This window comes from Caulobacter sp. 73W (genome assembly GCF_041021955.1).
Classification (GTDB): Bacteria; Pseudomonadota; Alphaproteobacteria; order Caulobacterales; family Caulobacteraceae; genus Caulobacter.
Genome location: NZ_CP158375.1, coordinates 2,812,834 through 2,827,335 on the forward strand (window position 1 = coordinate 2,812,834; position 14,502 = coordinate 2,827,335).

The 14,502-nt window shown below is 68.7% G+C and carries 14 protein-coding genes; 5 read left to right on the top strand and 9 right to left on the bottom strand.

Features of this window, described 5'->3' with window-relative positions; all coding sequences use genetic code 11:
* Positions 1 to 18: 18 nt before the first annotated feature.
* On the bottom strand, positions 19 to 441 hold the full coding sequence (locus tag ABOZ73_RS13265; protein WP_369058605.1) for an organic hydroperoxide resistance protein: 423 nt from the start codon (positions 439 to 441) through the stop codon (positions 19 to 21).
* A 150-nt stretch (positions 442 to 591) separates the two neighbouring features.
* On the opposite strand from ABOZ73_RS13265, the gene ABOZ73_RS13270 reads away from it, so the two are divergent.
* Entirely contained in the window at positions 592 to 1,041 is a 450-nt protein-coding gene (locus ABOZ73_RS13270) for a MarR family winged helix-turn-helix transcriptional regulator (RefSeq protein ID WP_369058606.1), read from the top strand.
* Here ABOZ73_RS13270 and ABOZ73_RS13275 read toward each other — a convergent pair.
* Positions 1,038 to 1,790: an MOSC domain-containing protein gene (locus tag ABOZ73_RS13275; RefSeq protein ID WP_369058607.1), complete on the bottom strand. Its 753-nt coding sequence runs from the start codon at positions 1,788 to 1,790 to the stop codon at positions 1,038 to 1,040. The two genes, ABOZ73_RS13270 and ABOZ73_RS13275, sit on opposite strands and share 4 nt — an antisense overlap.
* A 79-nt stretch (positions 1,791 to 1,869) precedes the next feature.
* On the opposite strand from ABOZ73_RS13275, the gene ABOZ73_RS13280 reads away from it, so the two are divergent.
* Together ABOZ73_RS13280 and ABOZ73_RS13285 are read left to right on the top strand one after the other, a co-directional pair.
* On the top strand, positions 1,870 to 3,048 hold the full coding sequence (locus tag ABOZ73_RS13280) for a YihY/virulence factor BrkB family protein (RefSeq protein ID WP_369058608.1): 1,179 nt from the start codon (positions 1,870 to 1,872) through the stop codon (positions 3,046 to 3,048).
* A gap of 38 nt (positions 3,049 to 3,086) precedes the next feature.
* Positions 3,087 to 3,605, top strand: a complete 519-nt coding sequence (locus ABOZ73_RS13285) for a GNAT family N-acetyltransferase (protein WP_369058609.1) — start codon at positions 3,087 to 3,089, stop codon at positions 3,603 to 3,605.
* Here ABOZ73_RS13285 and prfA read toward each other — a convergent pair.
* From prfA to ptsP, 4 genes are all read right to left on the bottom strand, one after another.
* Entirely contained in the window at positions 3,602 to 4,675 is a 1,074-nt protein-coding gene (prfA, locus tag ABOZ73_RS13290; RefSeq protein ID WP_369058610.1) for a peptide chain release factor 1, read from the bottom strand. The two genes, ABOZ73_RS13285 and prfA, sit on opposite strands and share 4 nt — an antisense overlap.
* A 36-nt stretch (positions 4,676 to 4,711) precedes the next feature.
* Entirely contained in the window at positions 4,712 to 5,854 is a 1,143-nt protein-coding gene (gene ispG / locus ABOZ73_RS13295) for a flavodoxin-dependent (E)-4-hydroxy-3-methylbut-2-enyl-diphosphate synthase (protein WP_369058611.1), read from the bottom strand.
* Positions 5,855 to 5,917: 63 nt separating this feature from the next.
* On the bottom strand, positions 5,918 to 6,916 hold the full coding sequence (locus ABOZ73_RS13300; RefSeq protein ID WP_369058612.1) for a helix-turn-helix domain-containing protein: 999 nt from the start codon (positions 6,914 to 6,916) through the stop codon (positions 5,918 to 5,920).
* Between the two features lie 114 nt (positions 6,917 to 7,030).
* The gene (ptsP, locus tag ABOZ73_RS13305; protein ID WP_369058613.1) at positions 7,031 to 9,295 is read right to left on the bottom strand and encodes a phosphoenolpyruvate--protein phosphotransferase; all 2,265 of its coding nucleotides are present in this window, start codon (positions 9,293 to 9,295) and stop codon (positions 7,031 to 7,033) included.
* Positions 9,296 to 9,465: 170 nt separating this feature from the next.
* Between ptsP and ABOZ73_RS13310 the strand changes: the two genes are divergently transcribed.
* Positions 9,466 to 9,939, top strand: coding sequence for a chemotaxis protein CheW (locus ABOZ73_RS13310; RefSeq protein ID WP_369058614.1), 474 nt, complete (start codon positions 9,466 to 9,468; stop codon positions 9,937 to 9,939).
* A gap of 72 nt (positions 9,940 to 10,011) precedes the next feature.
* Complete coding sequence (locus ABOZ73_RS13315) at positions 10,012 to 11,106, top strand: Zn-dependent alcohol dehydrogenase (protein ID WP_369058615.1); 1,095 nt, start codon at positions 10,012 to 10,014, stop codon at positions 11,104 to 11,106.
* 9 nt (positions 11,107 to 11,115) lie between these two features.
* Here the strand turns inward: ABOZ73_RS13315 and ABOZ73_RS13320 are convergent, their stop codons facing one another.
* The 3 genes from ABOZ73_RS13320 to ABOZ73_RS13330 all read right to left on the bottom strand — a co-directional run bounded on the left by ABOZ73_RS13320 (position 11,116) and on the right by ABOZ73_RS13330 (position 14,323).
* Entirely contained in the window at positions 11,116 to 11,514 is a 399-nt protein-coding gene (locus tag ABOZ73_RS13320) for a BA14K family protein (protein ID WP_369058617.1), read from the bottom strand.
* 56 nt (positions 11,515 to 11,570) lie between these two features.
* Positions 11,571 to 12,896, bottom strand: a complete 1,326-nt coding sequence (locus ABOZ73_RS13325; protein WP_369058618.1) for a peptidoglycan DD-metalloendopeptidase family protein — start codon at positions 12,894 to 12,896, stop codon at positions 11,571 to 11,573.
* 206 nt (positions 12,897 to 13,102) lie between these two features.
* Entirely contained in the window at positions 13,103 to 14,323 is a 1,221-nt protein-coding gene (locus tag ABOZ73_RS13330; RefSeq protein ID WP_369058619.1) for a hypothetical protein, read from the bottom strand.
* Positions 14,324 to 14,502: the final 179 nt, after the last annotated feature.

Here is a 14,502-nt window from a genome sequence, read left to right on the forward strand (position 1 = left end):
GGTGCAGGTGCGACGGGTTCAGGCGATGCTGAGGCGGACGTCCAGGCTGCCCTTGGTGGCGTGCGAGTAAGGGCAGACGATGTGGGCGGCGTCGACCAGGGCCTTGGCCGTGTCGGCGTCGATGCCCGGCAGGGTGACCTTCAGGGCCACATCCAGGCCGAAGCCCTGGCCGTCGTCGCGCGGACCGATGCCGACCGTGGCGGCGACGGTGGTGTCGTCGGCGATCTTCACCTTCTTCTGGCCGGCGACGAACTTCAGGGCGCCGATGAAGCAGGCGGCGTAGCCGGCGGCGAACAGCTGCTCGGGGTTGTTGCCCTCGCCACCCGGGCCGCCCAGTTCCTTGGGGGTGACCAGATTGACCGAGAAGGCGCCGTCGGTGGTGGCGGCGGAGCCGGTGCGGCCGCCGGTGGCGACGGCTTCGGTGCGGTACAGGACGTTCATGGCGTGTCTCCATCCGAGGGCGGCGGGGCGTTGCGTCCCGCCTTGGCTCTCGATTAAATCGTGCACGATATAAATGCCTTTCTTGAGCCGTGCGCAAGGGGGAGGGGCGAATATTTTGTGCACGATACTTTCGGGCCTATATTCCACGGCATGAGCAAGACCCCCGACTTCCTGCGCCTCGATGATCAGCTGTGTTTCGCGCTGTACTCGACGGTCCACGCGCTGAACCGGGCGTACAAGCCGCTGCTGGAGCCGTTGGGCCTGACCTATCCTCAGTACCTGGTGCTGCTGGTGCTGTGGGAGGACGGGACCCAGACCGTGGGCGGCATCGGCGAGCGGGTGGGGCTGGAGTCCAGCACCCTGACGCCGCTGCTGAAGCGCATGGAGACGGCTGGCCTGATCAGCCGTACGCGCAACCCTGAGGACGAACGCGTGGTGCGCATCACCCTGACCGCCGCCGGCAGGGCGCTGAAGGAAAAGGCCAAGGCCGTGCCGCCGGCGCTGCTGTGCGCCATGGGCGGGGATTTGGAGACGGTGGTGACCCTGCGCGCCGAGGTGGCGAAGCTGCGCGCGCGGCTGGGGGCGGCGAACGGCGCCTAGCCGGCCGCATCCCCCTCCACGACCTCGCCGCCTTCCAGCACGCGCACATACAGGCCGCACAGCATGTGGCCGTAGTGGTCGAACAGGGCTTTCACCAGGTCGATGTCGCGCTCGGCGGTGGTCGGGTTCACGTGGGTGGCGGCGCAGCGGACGATGGGCTTGATGCCCTGCACTGTCGCGCCGCCGAGGGTGAGCACGCGATCGGCCCAGTCGTTCTCGACCCAGGGCTCCCAGCCCTCGACATAGACATTGGCGCGGAAGCGCAGGGGGTCGACGGGCTGGCCGATCTTCTCCGCCAGGTCGCGCACGCTGGCCAGGTTGATGATTGAGACGAAGCCGGACTTGCTGTCCATGAACCGGTGCAGGCCGGGACCTTCCAGCACCCGCAGCGGGCCCCGGATGTCGTCGCCCAGCAGGGCGGCCAGCCAGGCGGCGAAGGCCTCGCGGCCTTCGGTCTCCGCCAGGCGGCCCTCGAAGTCAGGCGCGCCGTCGGCGCTGGCGCGAAAGGTGGTCGTGGCCTCGTCATAGCGGGTGCGAGCGCCGGCGACCGCGGGAATCCTGGCCAGCACCGTGAACTTCATCTTCGACAGGTGTTCAGGGGCGGCGGGGTCGAAACCGCTGGGGCCGTCCTCCACCGCATAGAGGCGGTCGCATGGAAACGGCTCGCCCGCTCGCAGGGTCACGGCGTCCAGACGCTCCGGCGTGAAGCCTTTGACGGGGTGGCGGTAGAGCGAGGTTACGCGGGCCATGGCCCCCAATGCCTTTGCTCAAGGCGGCCCGCAAGCGGAACGGTGAGGCTTGGCGGGTGTTTGACTTGCCGGAGGCGCCATGGACCGCAAACGCGTAGCCAATCTGATCCCCTGGGCGGGGCTGCTGGCCGTGGCGATCCTGTGGCCGCGCAAGGACAAGGCCGCCCTCGACGCCGAGCCGGTCGCCGGCCTCAGCGAGCAGCGGGTGCTGCCTCCCCACGAGTTCGACAGCCAGGAGCCGCGGCGGGGCCGCGCGGCGATGCGGCCGCACCACATCCCCCTGCTGGGCTGGCGCGACATCCTGTGGCGCACGATCCTGGAGATCAGCGCCGACGGCCTGCCGGCCGTGGCGGGCGGGGTGACCTTCTACGCCCTGCTGGCGATCTTTCCGGCCATCGGCGTGTTCGTGTCGGTCTATGGCCTGTTCGCCGACGTGGCGACGGTCCAGAAGCAGCTCCAGGACATGTCGGTGATCTTCCCCGCCAGCGTGGTCCAGATCGTCGGCGAGCAGATGCTGCGCCTGGCCAGCCAGCAGCAGGAGAAGCTGGGCGTGGCCCTGATCATCAGCCTGCTGCTGTCGGCATGGAGCGCCAACGCCGGGATGCGGGCCCTCTTCAACGGCTTGAACGTCGCTTATGACGAGGTGGAGAAGCGCAACTTCGCGGTGGTCAGCCTGATGAGCTACGGCTTCACCGTGGCGGCGCTGGGCGTGCTGGTGCTGGCCACCGGGGTGCTGGTGGCCGCGCCGCTGGCGTTGGAATGGATCGGCTTCAGCCGGGCGGAGCTGTGGTGGATTCCGCTGCGCTGGGCGGCGGTGGCGGCCCTGGCGGCCTTCGCCTTCGCGGTGCTGTACCGCTACGCCCCGTGCCGGGCGCGGGCGCGCTGGCGGTGGGTGATCATTGGGGCCGCCTTCGCGGCGCTGTTCTGGCTGGCCGGATCGCTGGGCTTTTCCTGGTACGTCAACACCATGGCCCACTATGACGCGACCTATGGACCGCTGGGGGCGGTGATCGCCTTCATGGTCTGGGTGTGGTTCTCGGTGATGGCGATCCTGTTGGGGGCGGAGCTGAACGCCGAGATCGAGCACCAGACGGCCATCGACTCCACCACGGGACCCGAGCGCCCCATGGGCGAGCGCGGCGCGGTCATGGCGGATTCGGTTGGCCTAGCCTTCCACCCGCTGGCGTCCCTGAAGAAGGAAGCCGAGCGCGCGCGACGCATCGCGGGCGGCGCGTGGACGCGGGTGCGGCGGCGTTAGGCTTGGCTTTGGCGAACGGGCGTGGCTAGGTCCGCGCCATGTTCGTCTCGCCTGCTATTGAAGCCGACCTCGACGAGGTCGTCGCGCTGGTTAATTCCGCCTATCGAGGCAAGTCCGAGGGGTGGACGACCGAGGACGACTATATCGACGGCCAGCGCACGGACGGCGTCATCCTGCGCGACGACCTGGCGGCCAACCCGCAGGCGGTGTTGTTGCTCCTGCGCGACGTGGCGAGTGGGCCGATCCTGGGCACGGTGTGGCTGGAGCCGGCGGGCGACGGGGCTTGGTATCTGGGCATGTTCACCGTCCGCCCGGACCTGCAGGATCGCCGGCTTGGGCGCGGCTTGCTGGAGCAGGCCGAGGCCCACGCACGCGAACACGGCGCGACGCGGATGCGCATGACCGTGGTCCATGTCCGCGACACCCTGATCGCCTGGTACCAGCGCCGGGGCTACGCCCTGACCGGCGAGACGCAGGCCTTCCCCCACGGGGACGAACGCTTCGGCAAGCCCAGGCGCGACGACCTGCACTTCGTGGTGATGGAAAAGGCGCTTTAGAAGCTGTCTTCCAGGGACGCTAAGCGCGCCGCCTGATCCTCGGCGATCAGCGGCTTGATGACGTCGTCCAGGGCGTCGCCCTCGATCACCCGCGCCAGGTTGTAGAGCGTCAGGTTGATGCGGTGGTCGGTCACCCGGCCCTGCGGGAAGTTGTAGGTGCGGATGCGTTCGGAGCGGTCGCCGCTGCCGACCTGGCTCTTGCGGGCGTCGGAGCGGGCGGTGTCCAGGGCCTCGCGTTGCATGTCGTAAAGGCGCGCCTTCAGGTTCTTCATGGCGCGGGCGCGGTTCTGATGCTGCGACTTCTCCGAGGAGGTCACGACGACGCCGGTCGGAAGGTGGGTGATGCGCACGGCCGAGTCGGTCTTGTTGACGTGCTGGCCGCCGGCGCCGGACGAGCGGTAGGTGTCGATCCGCAGGTCGCTTTCGTTGATCTCGATCTCGACGTCCTCGGCCTCGGGCAGGACGGCGACGGTGGCGGCGCTGGTGTGGATGCGGCCTTGGGCCTCGGTTGCCGGCACGCGCTGCACGCGGTGGACGCCGCTTTCGAACTTCCAGCGGCCGAACACGCCGTCGCCTGTGACCGAGGCGATGATCTCCTTGTAGCCGCCCATTTCGCCTTCGGAGACGCTGTCGATCTCCACCCGCCAGCCCTGGAGCGAGGCGTAGCGCTGGTACATGCGGAACAGGTCGCCGGCGAACAGGGCCGCCTCGTCGCCGCCGGTGCCGGCGCGCACTTCCAGGATGGCGGACGCGTTCTCGTCCTTGTCCTTGGGGGCCAGCATCAGGGCCAGGTCGCGCTGCATCTTCGGCAGACGCTCGTCCAGGGCGTCCAGCTCGTCGCGGGCCAGGGCGGCCATGTCGGCGTCGCCGGACTTCAGCATCTCTTCCAGGTCGCCGCGCTCGGCCTCGGCCTTGGCCAGGGCCTCGACGGCCTCGGCCACCGGCTTCAGCTCGGCGTGTTCCTTGGACAGCTTGACGATTTCGCCGCCGTCCGTGGCCGCGCCCATACGGGCTTCGACTTCGCGGAAACGGTCTAGGACCTGATCGAGACGGGCTTGGGGCAGACGCATGGCGGGTGACTAAGGGCCGACGGCGCTCGACGCAAGCTACTCCGCCGCGACGGCGGTGGCGGCCTTGGCGGCTTCGATCTCGGCGGCGCGCTTTTCGACCAGCTCGACGATGTGGTCGATCATGCCGTCGTTGGACTGCTTATGGTCAGGCTTGCCGGCCATGTAGATCATGCCGGAGCCCGCGCCGCCGCCGGTGAAACCGATGTCGGTCATCAGGGCTTCGCCCGGACCGTTCACGACGCAGCCGATGATCGACAGGGACAGGGGCGTGGAGATGTGGGCCAGACGCTCTTCCAGGGCCTCCACAGTCTTGATGACGTTGAAGCCCTGACGGGCGCAGGACGGGCAGGCGATGATGTTCACGCCGCGGTGGCGCAGGCCCAGCGACTTGAGGATGTCGAAGCCGACCTTGACCTCTTCCACCGGGTCAGCGGCGAGACTGACGCGGATGGTGTCGCCGATGCCGGCCCACAGCATCGAGCCCATGCCGATGGCGCTTTTCACCGTGCCGGTGCGCAGGGCGCCGGCCTCGGTCACGCCCAGGTGCAGGGGGCAGTCGATGGCGTCGGCCAGCTGTTGGTAGGCCGCGACGGTGAGGAAGGGATCGGACGCCTTCACCGAGATTTTGAACTCGTGGAAGTCGTGGTCCTGCAGGATGCGCGCGTGGTTCAGCGCGCTTTCGACCATGGCCTCGGGGCAGGGCTCGCCGTAGCGCTCCAGCAGCTCACGTTCCAGCGAGCCGGCGTTGACGCCGATGCGGATGGAGCAGCCGTGGTCCTTGGCCGCCTGGACGACCTCGCGCACGCGGTCGGGGCTGCCGATGTTGCCCGGATTGATGCGCAGGCAGGCGGCGCCCGCCTGGGCCGCCTCGATGCCGCGCTTGTAGTGGAAGTGGATGTCCGCCACGAGCGGGACCTTGGCCGCCTTGGCGATGGCCTTGAACGCGGCCGTGGATTCCACGTCGGGGCAGGAGACGCGGACGATGTCGGCGCCGGCCTCTTCCAATTGACGGATCTGGTCGATGGTCGCGGCCGCGTCGGCGGTCACGGTGTTGGTCATCGACTGGACGCTGATCGGCGCATCGCCGCCGACCTCGACGGAGCCGACGCGGATCTTGCGGCTCTTGCGGCGGTCGATCATCCGCCAGGGGCGGACGTGGGTGTGATCCTGGACGCTCATGTCGCGCGGAACATAGGCCTTTGAAGCGACGATAAGAAGACCGCAGTCGGTCGCGGGGCGGGTTTAGTCGACCAGCTTGCCGATGGACGTCTGGGCGGCGGGCAGGACGCCCTTGGACGAGCCGCCCACGAACACCTCGAAGGCGGCCGGGTCGGAGACGTCGGCCACCAAGCCTTTGACCGCCGGAGCGCGATAGGCTTCGCCGGCGTTCAGCTGGCGGGCGAAATAGACCTGACCGTCGGGGCTGCGCACCACCAGGGCGCCGCTCTTGCGGGCCTGCAGGGTGACCAGGGATTCCTCGGGATTGGCGCCCATGACGGCGCCGTTGGCCTTGAAGGGCGAGCCCAGGACGATGGTGTCGTCGGGACGGGCGTCCTCGGCGGCCTTTGCGGCGGCGCGGGCCTTGGCCACGGCGATGGCGGCGTCGGCCGAGCCGCCCGAGGCGACGGAGTCTTCCAGGCCCGGGGTGACGTAGGGCTTGGGCGTTGTGGATTCGACAGGCGCCGGCAGGGGCGCGCCGAGCGACACGGCGCCCGAATTGGCGTCGGGCGTCGGCGGCGCGACGGGCGCGGACTGGATGCCGGTCTGCGCCTGCTGCGGCGCGGGCTCGAGTACGCGGCGAGCCACGTTCCAGGCCAGGATGGCGGCCAGGATCACGACGCCGGCCACGGCGGCCATGGCGAAGCGGGGATCGGCCTTCTTCTCGACGCCGACCGGGCCGCGCAGGACCTGATCGGGATCGGGACTGTCGATCTTGAAGCGGTTGACCGCGGCCTCGCCGTCCAGGTTCAGGGCCTTGGCGTAGGCGCGCACATAACCGACGGCGAAGGGGCGGGACGGCAGGGTGTCGAGGCGCATGTCCTCGATGGCCGCCAAATAGGTGCGACGGACCCGCGTCGCCTCGGCGACCTCTTCCAGGGACAGGCCCAGATGCTCGCGCACGGCCTTGAGAGCCGCGCCGACATTATCGCCCGTCGTCAAGGAGGGAGCGGAGGCCTGGTCCACTTCGGACCCCTCGTCAGGAAACTTCAGCTGCGTGACCCCGCCCATGTCCAGCGGCATGCCCCGTGTCCTGTTTTCGCGCCACGCGTGTAGGCGGCGCCCACACGACCCATCGCACGAAATGGGTTAACTATTCTTTCTCGATAGCAAGAAGATGTGACAGCGCCAACGCATTCAAACTGCGACATAAAGTTTGCGCGCCAGGGTCTCGATTTCATTGCGGATGGAACCCGCCCCGCTGCGGATGAGGGCCTCGACCCCGCGCTTGGCCGCTTCGCGGTCGCAGGACAGCACCATCTGCTTCACCGGGCCGATGCCGGCGGGGGGCATGGACAGCCGATCGAAGCCCAGGGCGGTGAGGGCGAAGGCCTCCAGCGGGCGGCCCGCCATCTCACCGCAGATCGACACGGACGTGCCCGTATCGGCGCAGGCCTGCTGGATCGTCTTGAGGGCGCGCAGGGCCGGCGGCGACAGGAAATCGTAGCGGTCGGCCACCTGCGGGTTCCCCCGGTCGGCGGCGAACAGGTACTGCATCAGGTCATTGGTGCCGACCGAGACGAAGTCGGTCATCGGCAGCAGGGCGTCCAGGTGCCACAGCAGGGACGGGGCCTCGATCATGGCGCCGACGTCCAGGCGGGCGGGGGCCGGGCGGCCGCGACGCTGGGCCCAGGCGATTTCCTGATCCACGAACACGCGGGCGGCGCGGAACTCGTCCACGCTGGCCACCAGCGGGAACATGATGCGCATCTCGCGGCCGCGGGCGGCGCGGATCAGGGCGCGGATCTGCATGCGCAGCAGGGCGGGGCGGTCCAGCCCCATGCGCACGGCGCGCCAGCCAAGGGCGGGGTTTTCCTCGCGCTCCAGCTCCATGTACGGAACCAGCTTGTCTCCGCCCAGGTCGAGGGTGCGGAAGGTCACCGGCAGGCCGCCGGCGGCGTCCAGGACCTTTTCATAGAGGGCGGTCTGCGCCTCCAGCCGGGGCATTTCCTCGGCCACCATGAACTGGAACTCGGTACGGAACAGGCCGATGCCCTCGGCGCCCGTCTCCGGCAGGATGTCCAGGTCCACGGCCAGGCCGGCGTTCATCAGCAGCGTGACCTTGTGGCCGTCGCGGGTGAAGGCGGGCGTGTCGCGCAGCTTGGCGAATTCGGCGCGGCGGCTGTTGCGGATCTCAATGCGGGCCTTGAGCGCGGCGACCACGTCGGGGCGCGGGCGCATGAAGGCCTCGCCCGTCTCGCCGTCGACCACCACGGGGTCGCCTTCCGACACCCGGTCGCGCAGGCCGGCCAGGCGGCCGACGCAGGGGATGTCCAGGGCGCGGGCGACAATGGCCGCGTGGCTGGCGGGCGAGCCTTCTTCGAGCAGCAGGCCCTTCAGCTTGGTGCGGTCGTATTCCAGCAGGTCGGCCGGGCCCAGGTTCCGGGCGATGAGCACGGCGTCCTCGGGCAGGGTGCGGGCGTGGTGCCCCTCACCCGACAGGTGGCGCAGCAGCCGGTCGTTCAGGTCTTCCAGGTCGTGCAGGCGCTCGCGCAGATAGGGGTCGCGGGCCTGGCCCAGGCGGGCGCGGTGTTCGGAGCGCACGCGCTCCACCGCCGCCTCGGCGGTGAGACCGGAGCGGACCGCCTCTTCCAGGCTGCGGTTCCAGCCGCGGTCGTGAGCGAACAGGCGGTAGGTGTCGAGCACCTCGTACGAGGCCCCGACCAGGCCGTGCTGACCGTCCAGCATGTTGTCGATCTGGGTCTGCAGGGCCTCGATCGCGTATTTGAGGCGCGCTTCCTCGGCCAGGGCGTCATCGGACAGCAGCTGTTCGGGAGCGACCGGCGGCTCGTGCAGGACGGCGACGCCGTAGGCCAGGCCGTCAGCGAACTTGGCGCCCTTCAGCCGCTCGGGCTTGTGGGGCGCGATCTCGACGCCCTTCAGTTCGGCCTGGTCGATCAAGCCGCCGCCGGAGACCATCTCGGCCAGGACCATGGCGATGATCTGGAGGTCCTCGACCTCCTCTTCGCCATAGACGCGCTCGGTGCGGTTCTGGACGACCAAAACGCCGATGGCGCGGCCGCCTCGTAGCAGGGGCACGCCGAGGAAGGAGTGGAACGGGTCTTCGCCGGTTTCCGGGCGGTAGGCGAAGGCCGGGTGGTTGGGGGCGTCGGAAAGGTTCAGGGGACGGCCCAGGCGGACGATCTCGCCGACCAGGCCTTCGCCGGTCTTCAGGCGGGTGACGTGGACGGCGTCGCGCGACAGGCCTTCGGTGGCGAACAGTTCGAGATCGCCGCCGGCGCGGCGCAGATAGATCGAGCACACCTCCGCCACCATCGACAGGGCGATGATGCGGACGACCATGTCGAGGCGCGCCTGGGCGGGACCGCCCCCAGCCAGGGCTTCGCGGATCTGCCGAAGCAGGCTGCGGGGTCCGCGTACGGCCAAGCCGGATGCAGCCATCAGTTGAACACCTCTCGCCTCTTCTTCCGGGGCTATACCAGCTTTATAGCGTCTGAACCTTGCCGCGCCATAAACCTTGTTCGGCTCCGCTTTTTTCACCTTCTTCGCCCATTCTCCGGGCTTCGGTTGCTGAACGCGGCCGCTAACGCCGCGGTTGAGGGAGAAGCCCCATGGCGCAAGCATTGACGGCTTTGCTGGCTGGTGGAGACGACCGTCAGGTCATTTCCTTCGAAGTGGCGGGCCAGGAGTTCTGCCTGGATGTCGGCTCCGTGCGCGAGCTGCGCGGCTTCACCGAACCGACCCCGATGCCGGACTCGCCGCCCTATGTGACCGGCGTGATCAATCTGCGCGGCACCGTGATGCCGGTGATCGACCTGCGGGCGCGCCTGGGCTTCGCCGGTCTCGACGCCGCCGCTCGCCCGGTGATCGTGGTCATCGAGTCCGGCGACGACTGCGCCGGCCTGATGGTGGACGCGGTGTGCGACACCTACACCGTCGCGCCCGAAGACGTGACGCCGCCCCCGGGCTTCAGCGAGTATTCCGGCGACGGCCTGGTCTCGGCCGTCATCAAGGCCGGGGACAAGATGATCATCCTGCTGTCCGCCGATACCCTCCTGCCCCAGGGATTGGCCGCCGCCGCCTAACAATTGTTTGAATTTCGTCTTCCCCTGCGGAGGGCGAGGGCGATAACGTGACCCCAAACAAGGGAGTTACGTATGAAGGCTGCGGTCCTTCGCGAGGTGGGCAAACCCCTCGCCATCGAACAGGTCGCCATCGGCAAGCCGGGTCCGCGCGAGGTGCTGATCCGCACGGTCGCCGCCGGCGTCTGCCACTCGGACCTGCACTTCGTCGAAGGCTCCTACACCCACCCGCTGCCTGCCGTGCTGGGCCATGAGAGCGCCGGCGTCGTCGAGGCCGTGGGCTCCGAAGTGCGCACGGTGAAGGTGGGCGACCACGTCATCACCTGCCTGTCGGCCTTCTGCGGGCATTGCGAGCACTGCCTGACAGGGCACATGAGCCTGTGCGTCAGCCCCGAGACCCGGCGGGGCAAGGAGGACGAGCCGCGCCTTTATCGCGAGGACCTGGCCGCGCCCCGGATGAACCAGTTCCTGAACCTGTCGTCCTTCGCCGAGTACATGCTGGTCCACGAGCACGCCTGCACCTCGATCCGCAAGGACATGCCGCTGGATCGCGCCTGCCTGATCGGCTGCTCGGTGATGACCGGCGTGGGGGCGGTGATCCACACCTCGACCGTGCGTCCGGGCGAGACCGTGGCGGTGATCGGCTGCGGCGGGGTCGGGCTGGCGGCGGTCAACGGCGCGGCCCTGGCGGGCGCGGGGCGGATCATCGCCATCGACCGCGTGCCGGCCAAGCTGGAGCTGGCCAGGAAGTTCGGGGCCACCGACGTGATCAACGCCGCCGAGACCGATCCGGTGAAGGCGGTGCAGGAGCTGACCAGCGGCGGGGTGCATCACAGCTTCGAGGCCATCGGCCTGAAGGTCACCGCCGAGCAGTCGTTCAAGATGCTGCGCCGGGGCGGCACGGCCAACATCATCGGTATGATCCCGGTGGGGACGATGATCGAGCTGCACGGCCCCGACTTCCTCGGCGAGAAGAAGATCCAGGGCTCGTACATGGGCTCGAACCGCTTCCCCGTGGACATGCCGCGTCTGGTCGACGCCTACATGGCGGGCAAGCTGAACCTGGACGACCTGATCTCGCGGCGCATCAAGCTCGAAGACGTCAATGACGCCTTCGAGGAATTGAAGCGCGGTGAGCTGGCGCGGTCGGTGATCGTCTTCGACAGCTAAGCCTGAGCCCTAGCTGCGGCAGTAGTAGCGATAGCCGTCGCGGGCCAGGTAGGTGTCGCTGCGCGGATCGTAGCTGCGGTACATGCGCGAACAGCGGGCCACGTGGCGCCGATCGTCGCGGCGGGCGTAGGCGCGGTTGGAGTCGGACTGCGAGCCCATGATCGCCGCGCCCAGGGCGAAGCCGATGATGCCGGCGGCCAGGGCGTCGTTGTTGTTGCGGTCGCGATAGCGGCGGCGGTTGTCCCAGCGGCGCCAGTCGCCCCGGTCGCGATAGTCGTACCAGTCGCGCTGGTTCACCCAGCGTCCGTCATAATAGTAGTAGCCGGGCGGTTGGGCCTGAACGGCCACGGGCGTGAGCACGCCGCCGAAGGTGATGGCGGCCAGTGCGGCGCAGACTGCTTTGCGCATGTCGATCTCCGGGTTTTCCCGGAGAACTCAACGTCCAGCTTAGCGCTTGGCTCCGCTTAGTCGGCGGCGGCGAATTGCACGCTGCTCGGGCCCTTGGCCAGCAGGGTGTCGATCCGCGCCTTGTTGGCGCGGAAGCGGTTCAGTTCGGCGCCGGCCAGGACGGTGCCTTGCGGGATCTTGGCCCCGACCGGGTTCACGCGGCGGCCGCCGTTGAAGATCTCGTAGTGCAGGTGCGGGCCGGTGGACATGCCGGTGGAGCCCACATAGGCGACCAGTTGGCCCTGCTTCACGCGCTGGCCCTTCTTGAGGCCCTTGGCGTAGCGCGACAGGTGAGCGTAGCCGGTCTCCCAGCCGCCGTTGTGGCGGATCTTCACCCAGTTGCCGTAGCCGCCCTTGCGCCCTGCCTCCACCACCACGCCGTCGCCGGCGGCCAGGACCGGGGTGCCGCTGCCGGCCCCGAAGTCGATGCCCTGGTGCATGCGGGTGAAGCCGAGGATCGGGTGGCGGCGGGCGCCGAAGCCCGAGGTGATGCGCGCGCCATCGACCGGGGTGCGCAGCAGGAAGCCGCGGACGTTCTTGCCGGCTTCGTCGAAGTACTCGACGCCGCCGTCGTTGCGCTCGAAGCGGTAGAAACGCAGGCCCTTGATCTCGGCGTATTCCAGATCGCCGGCCTCGATGGTGCGGCCGCTTTCGGTGACCTTGCGGTCGAAGATCAGGCTGAAATTGTCGCCCGCCTTGATGTCACGGGAGAAGTCGAGCTTGTGCGAGAACAGCTTCACCACCTGGGCCGTGACGCCCGGGGTGGCGCCGGCGCGGGCGGCGGACTCGAACAGCGAGCCGTGCATCTCGCCCTGGGCGACGGTGGTCTCGTCGCGGACTTCTTCTTCCAGCTCGCGCAGGCGCAGCGCACCGTCGAAGGTGCGCGAGACGGTGATGGCGCTGGACGGGCTGGTGCGCAGGGACAGACCGATCAGACGGGCCGGGCCGCCGCGATCGCCGCGCGGACGGGCGAGGGCGATATCCAGGGCCATGCCGGCCTTGATCTTCACGGTGTCCATGGCGCCGGCCAGGGTGCTGACCACCATGGCGGCCTCGTCGGCCTCGACGCCGGCGCGCTGGACGGCGCCTTGCAGGGTCTCGCCCGGACGCACCTTGACCGGCACGCTCTCGGCGCGGGTCAGGCCCGGCTGGGCCTCGGCCTGAGCGAAGGCCTTGTGCTGGAGGGCGGTCATCTCGGCCGTGTTGAGGGCCGGTTGGGCGGGCGCGCCCGCATTAAGGGGAACAAGCTTCACCGCCAGGGCGATGGCGACGACGGCGGCGGAACCGACCAGCAGTTTCGGCAGCAAGCGGGCGGCCGGGCGTCGCGGATCGAATTCCTGCATCGTTCCCCCTGTCGATGGCGGTCCCCGACGGTCGCCGCACCCCGTGGCGCCCGTTGGAAAGTGGCGGGAAATTCCCGGTGTTCGCCCCTAAAATCAAGGAATTTGCGAGGCTTGGGCGCTTTGTCGCGGGCAAAGCGGGCAAAAAATAAGGCGGCCTCGAAAGAGGCCGCCTTGGCAGTTTTACTCGGGGAATGTGACGATTTGGTTCAGGCCATCCAGGCGGTGTCGTTGGAGTAGGCGGCCACCAGGCTGACGTTGAACTGCGCCTCGCTGTCGGCGAGGTCGAAGTAGAAGTTCTCCAGTGCGTTGGCGTAGATGCCCACGTCCGCCTTGATCGCCTCGGCCAGGACGTAGCCGACCAGGCCCGCCTTGGCGGCCAGGTCGGTATCGCTGGCGGCGATACGGCTGGAGGCCAGAGTGTCGAAGTAGGCCTTGCGGCTGACGATGTCGTTGATGGCGGCCTCGACATTGATGCCCGCCGCGGCGGCCTCGCTGTTGCCGATTATCGTCGCATAGGCCTTGCGGACGGCGCCTTCGAAGTTCAGCCCGCCGTACTCGTTCTTGAACGAGACAGCGGCTTCGCCGAACAGGCCGAGGTTTGCGGCGAAGTTGATGTACCGGTTCTCCAGGTTGAAGCCCTGATAGTACGGGTCCGTCAGGTCCGTGGGGTTCAGGGTGTCCACCGCGTTGACCAGGAAATCCAGGCCGGCGACGGAGGGCGTCTTGCCGGTGAAGAACTGGTAGCTGGTGATGGCCACGGCGCTGGTGTCGATGGCGAAGTCGGCGATCAGTCGCACAGCCTCGGTGGTGGTCAGGGTGCCGGCGTCGACCCGGTTCCAGATCTGGGTCAGGGCCGCCACGTCGCCCGCGCCCTTGGCCGATCCGGCGTCCACGCGGGTGATGTTCTGATAGGCGACTTCCAGGTCGAGCTGGGTGTTGCTGCCCGGCAGCCAGCCGGTGCCGCCGGAGCCGGAGCCGCCCGGGTTCTCGACGCCGTTGTTGCCGTTGCCGTCGACGTCGCCGCTGCCGTTGTCGCCGGTCCCGGAGCCGCCGCCGCCCGTGCCGCCGCCCGTGCCGCCGCCGGTTCCGCCACCGCCGGTTCCGCCACCGCCAGTGCCGCCGCCGCCAGTGCCGCCGCCGCCAGTGCCGCCGCCGCCGGTCCCACCGCCGCCGCCGCCGATGTCGATCGTGACGCCGCCGCCGACATCAGGAAGGATGTCGATGTCGATCCCGCCGCCAAGGTCGAGCCCGGGCAGGACGTCCACGCCGAGGATGGCGTTGTTGGTGTTGGCGTTCACGCCGCCAGCCAGGCCGGGAAGGATGTTCAGGCCAAGATGGTTGGTGTTCAGGCCCACGCCGCCGAGGAGGCCGGGCAGAAGGGTCAGCTGGCCAGCTTGGCCCCCAATCAAACCAGTGTTGTCGGTCATTGAGCTCTCTCCAAAATTCCCCCACTTCGCATATACAAATACGAGAGTGGTTTGGTTCCGGGATCGCTATGGTTGAGCTTTTACCTTTAGAAGTTGCGAATGGATCCTCAGATAGCGCAACGCGTGTAACCGCTTAGGGTTGAGCGCCTGCCGCGGATAAACCGCGACAGGGCGCATTC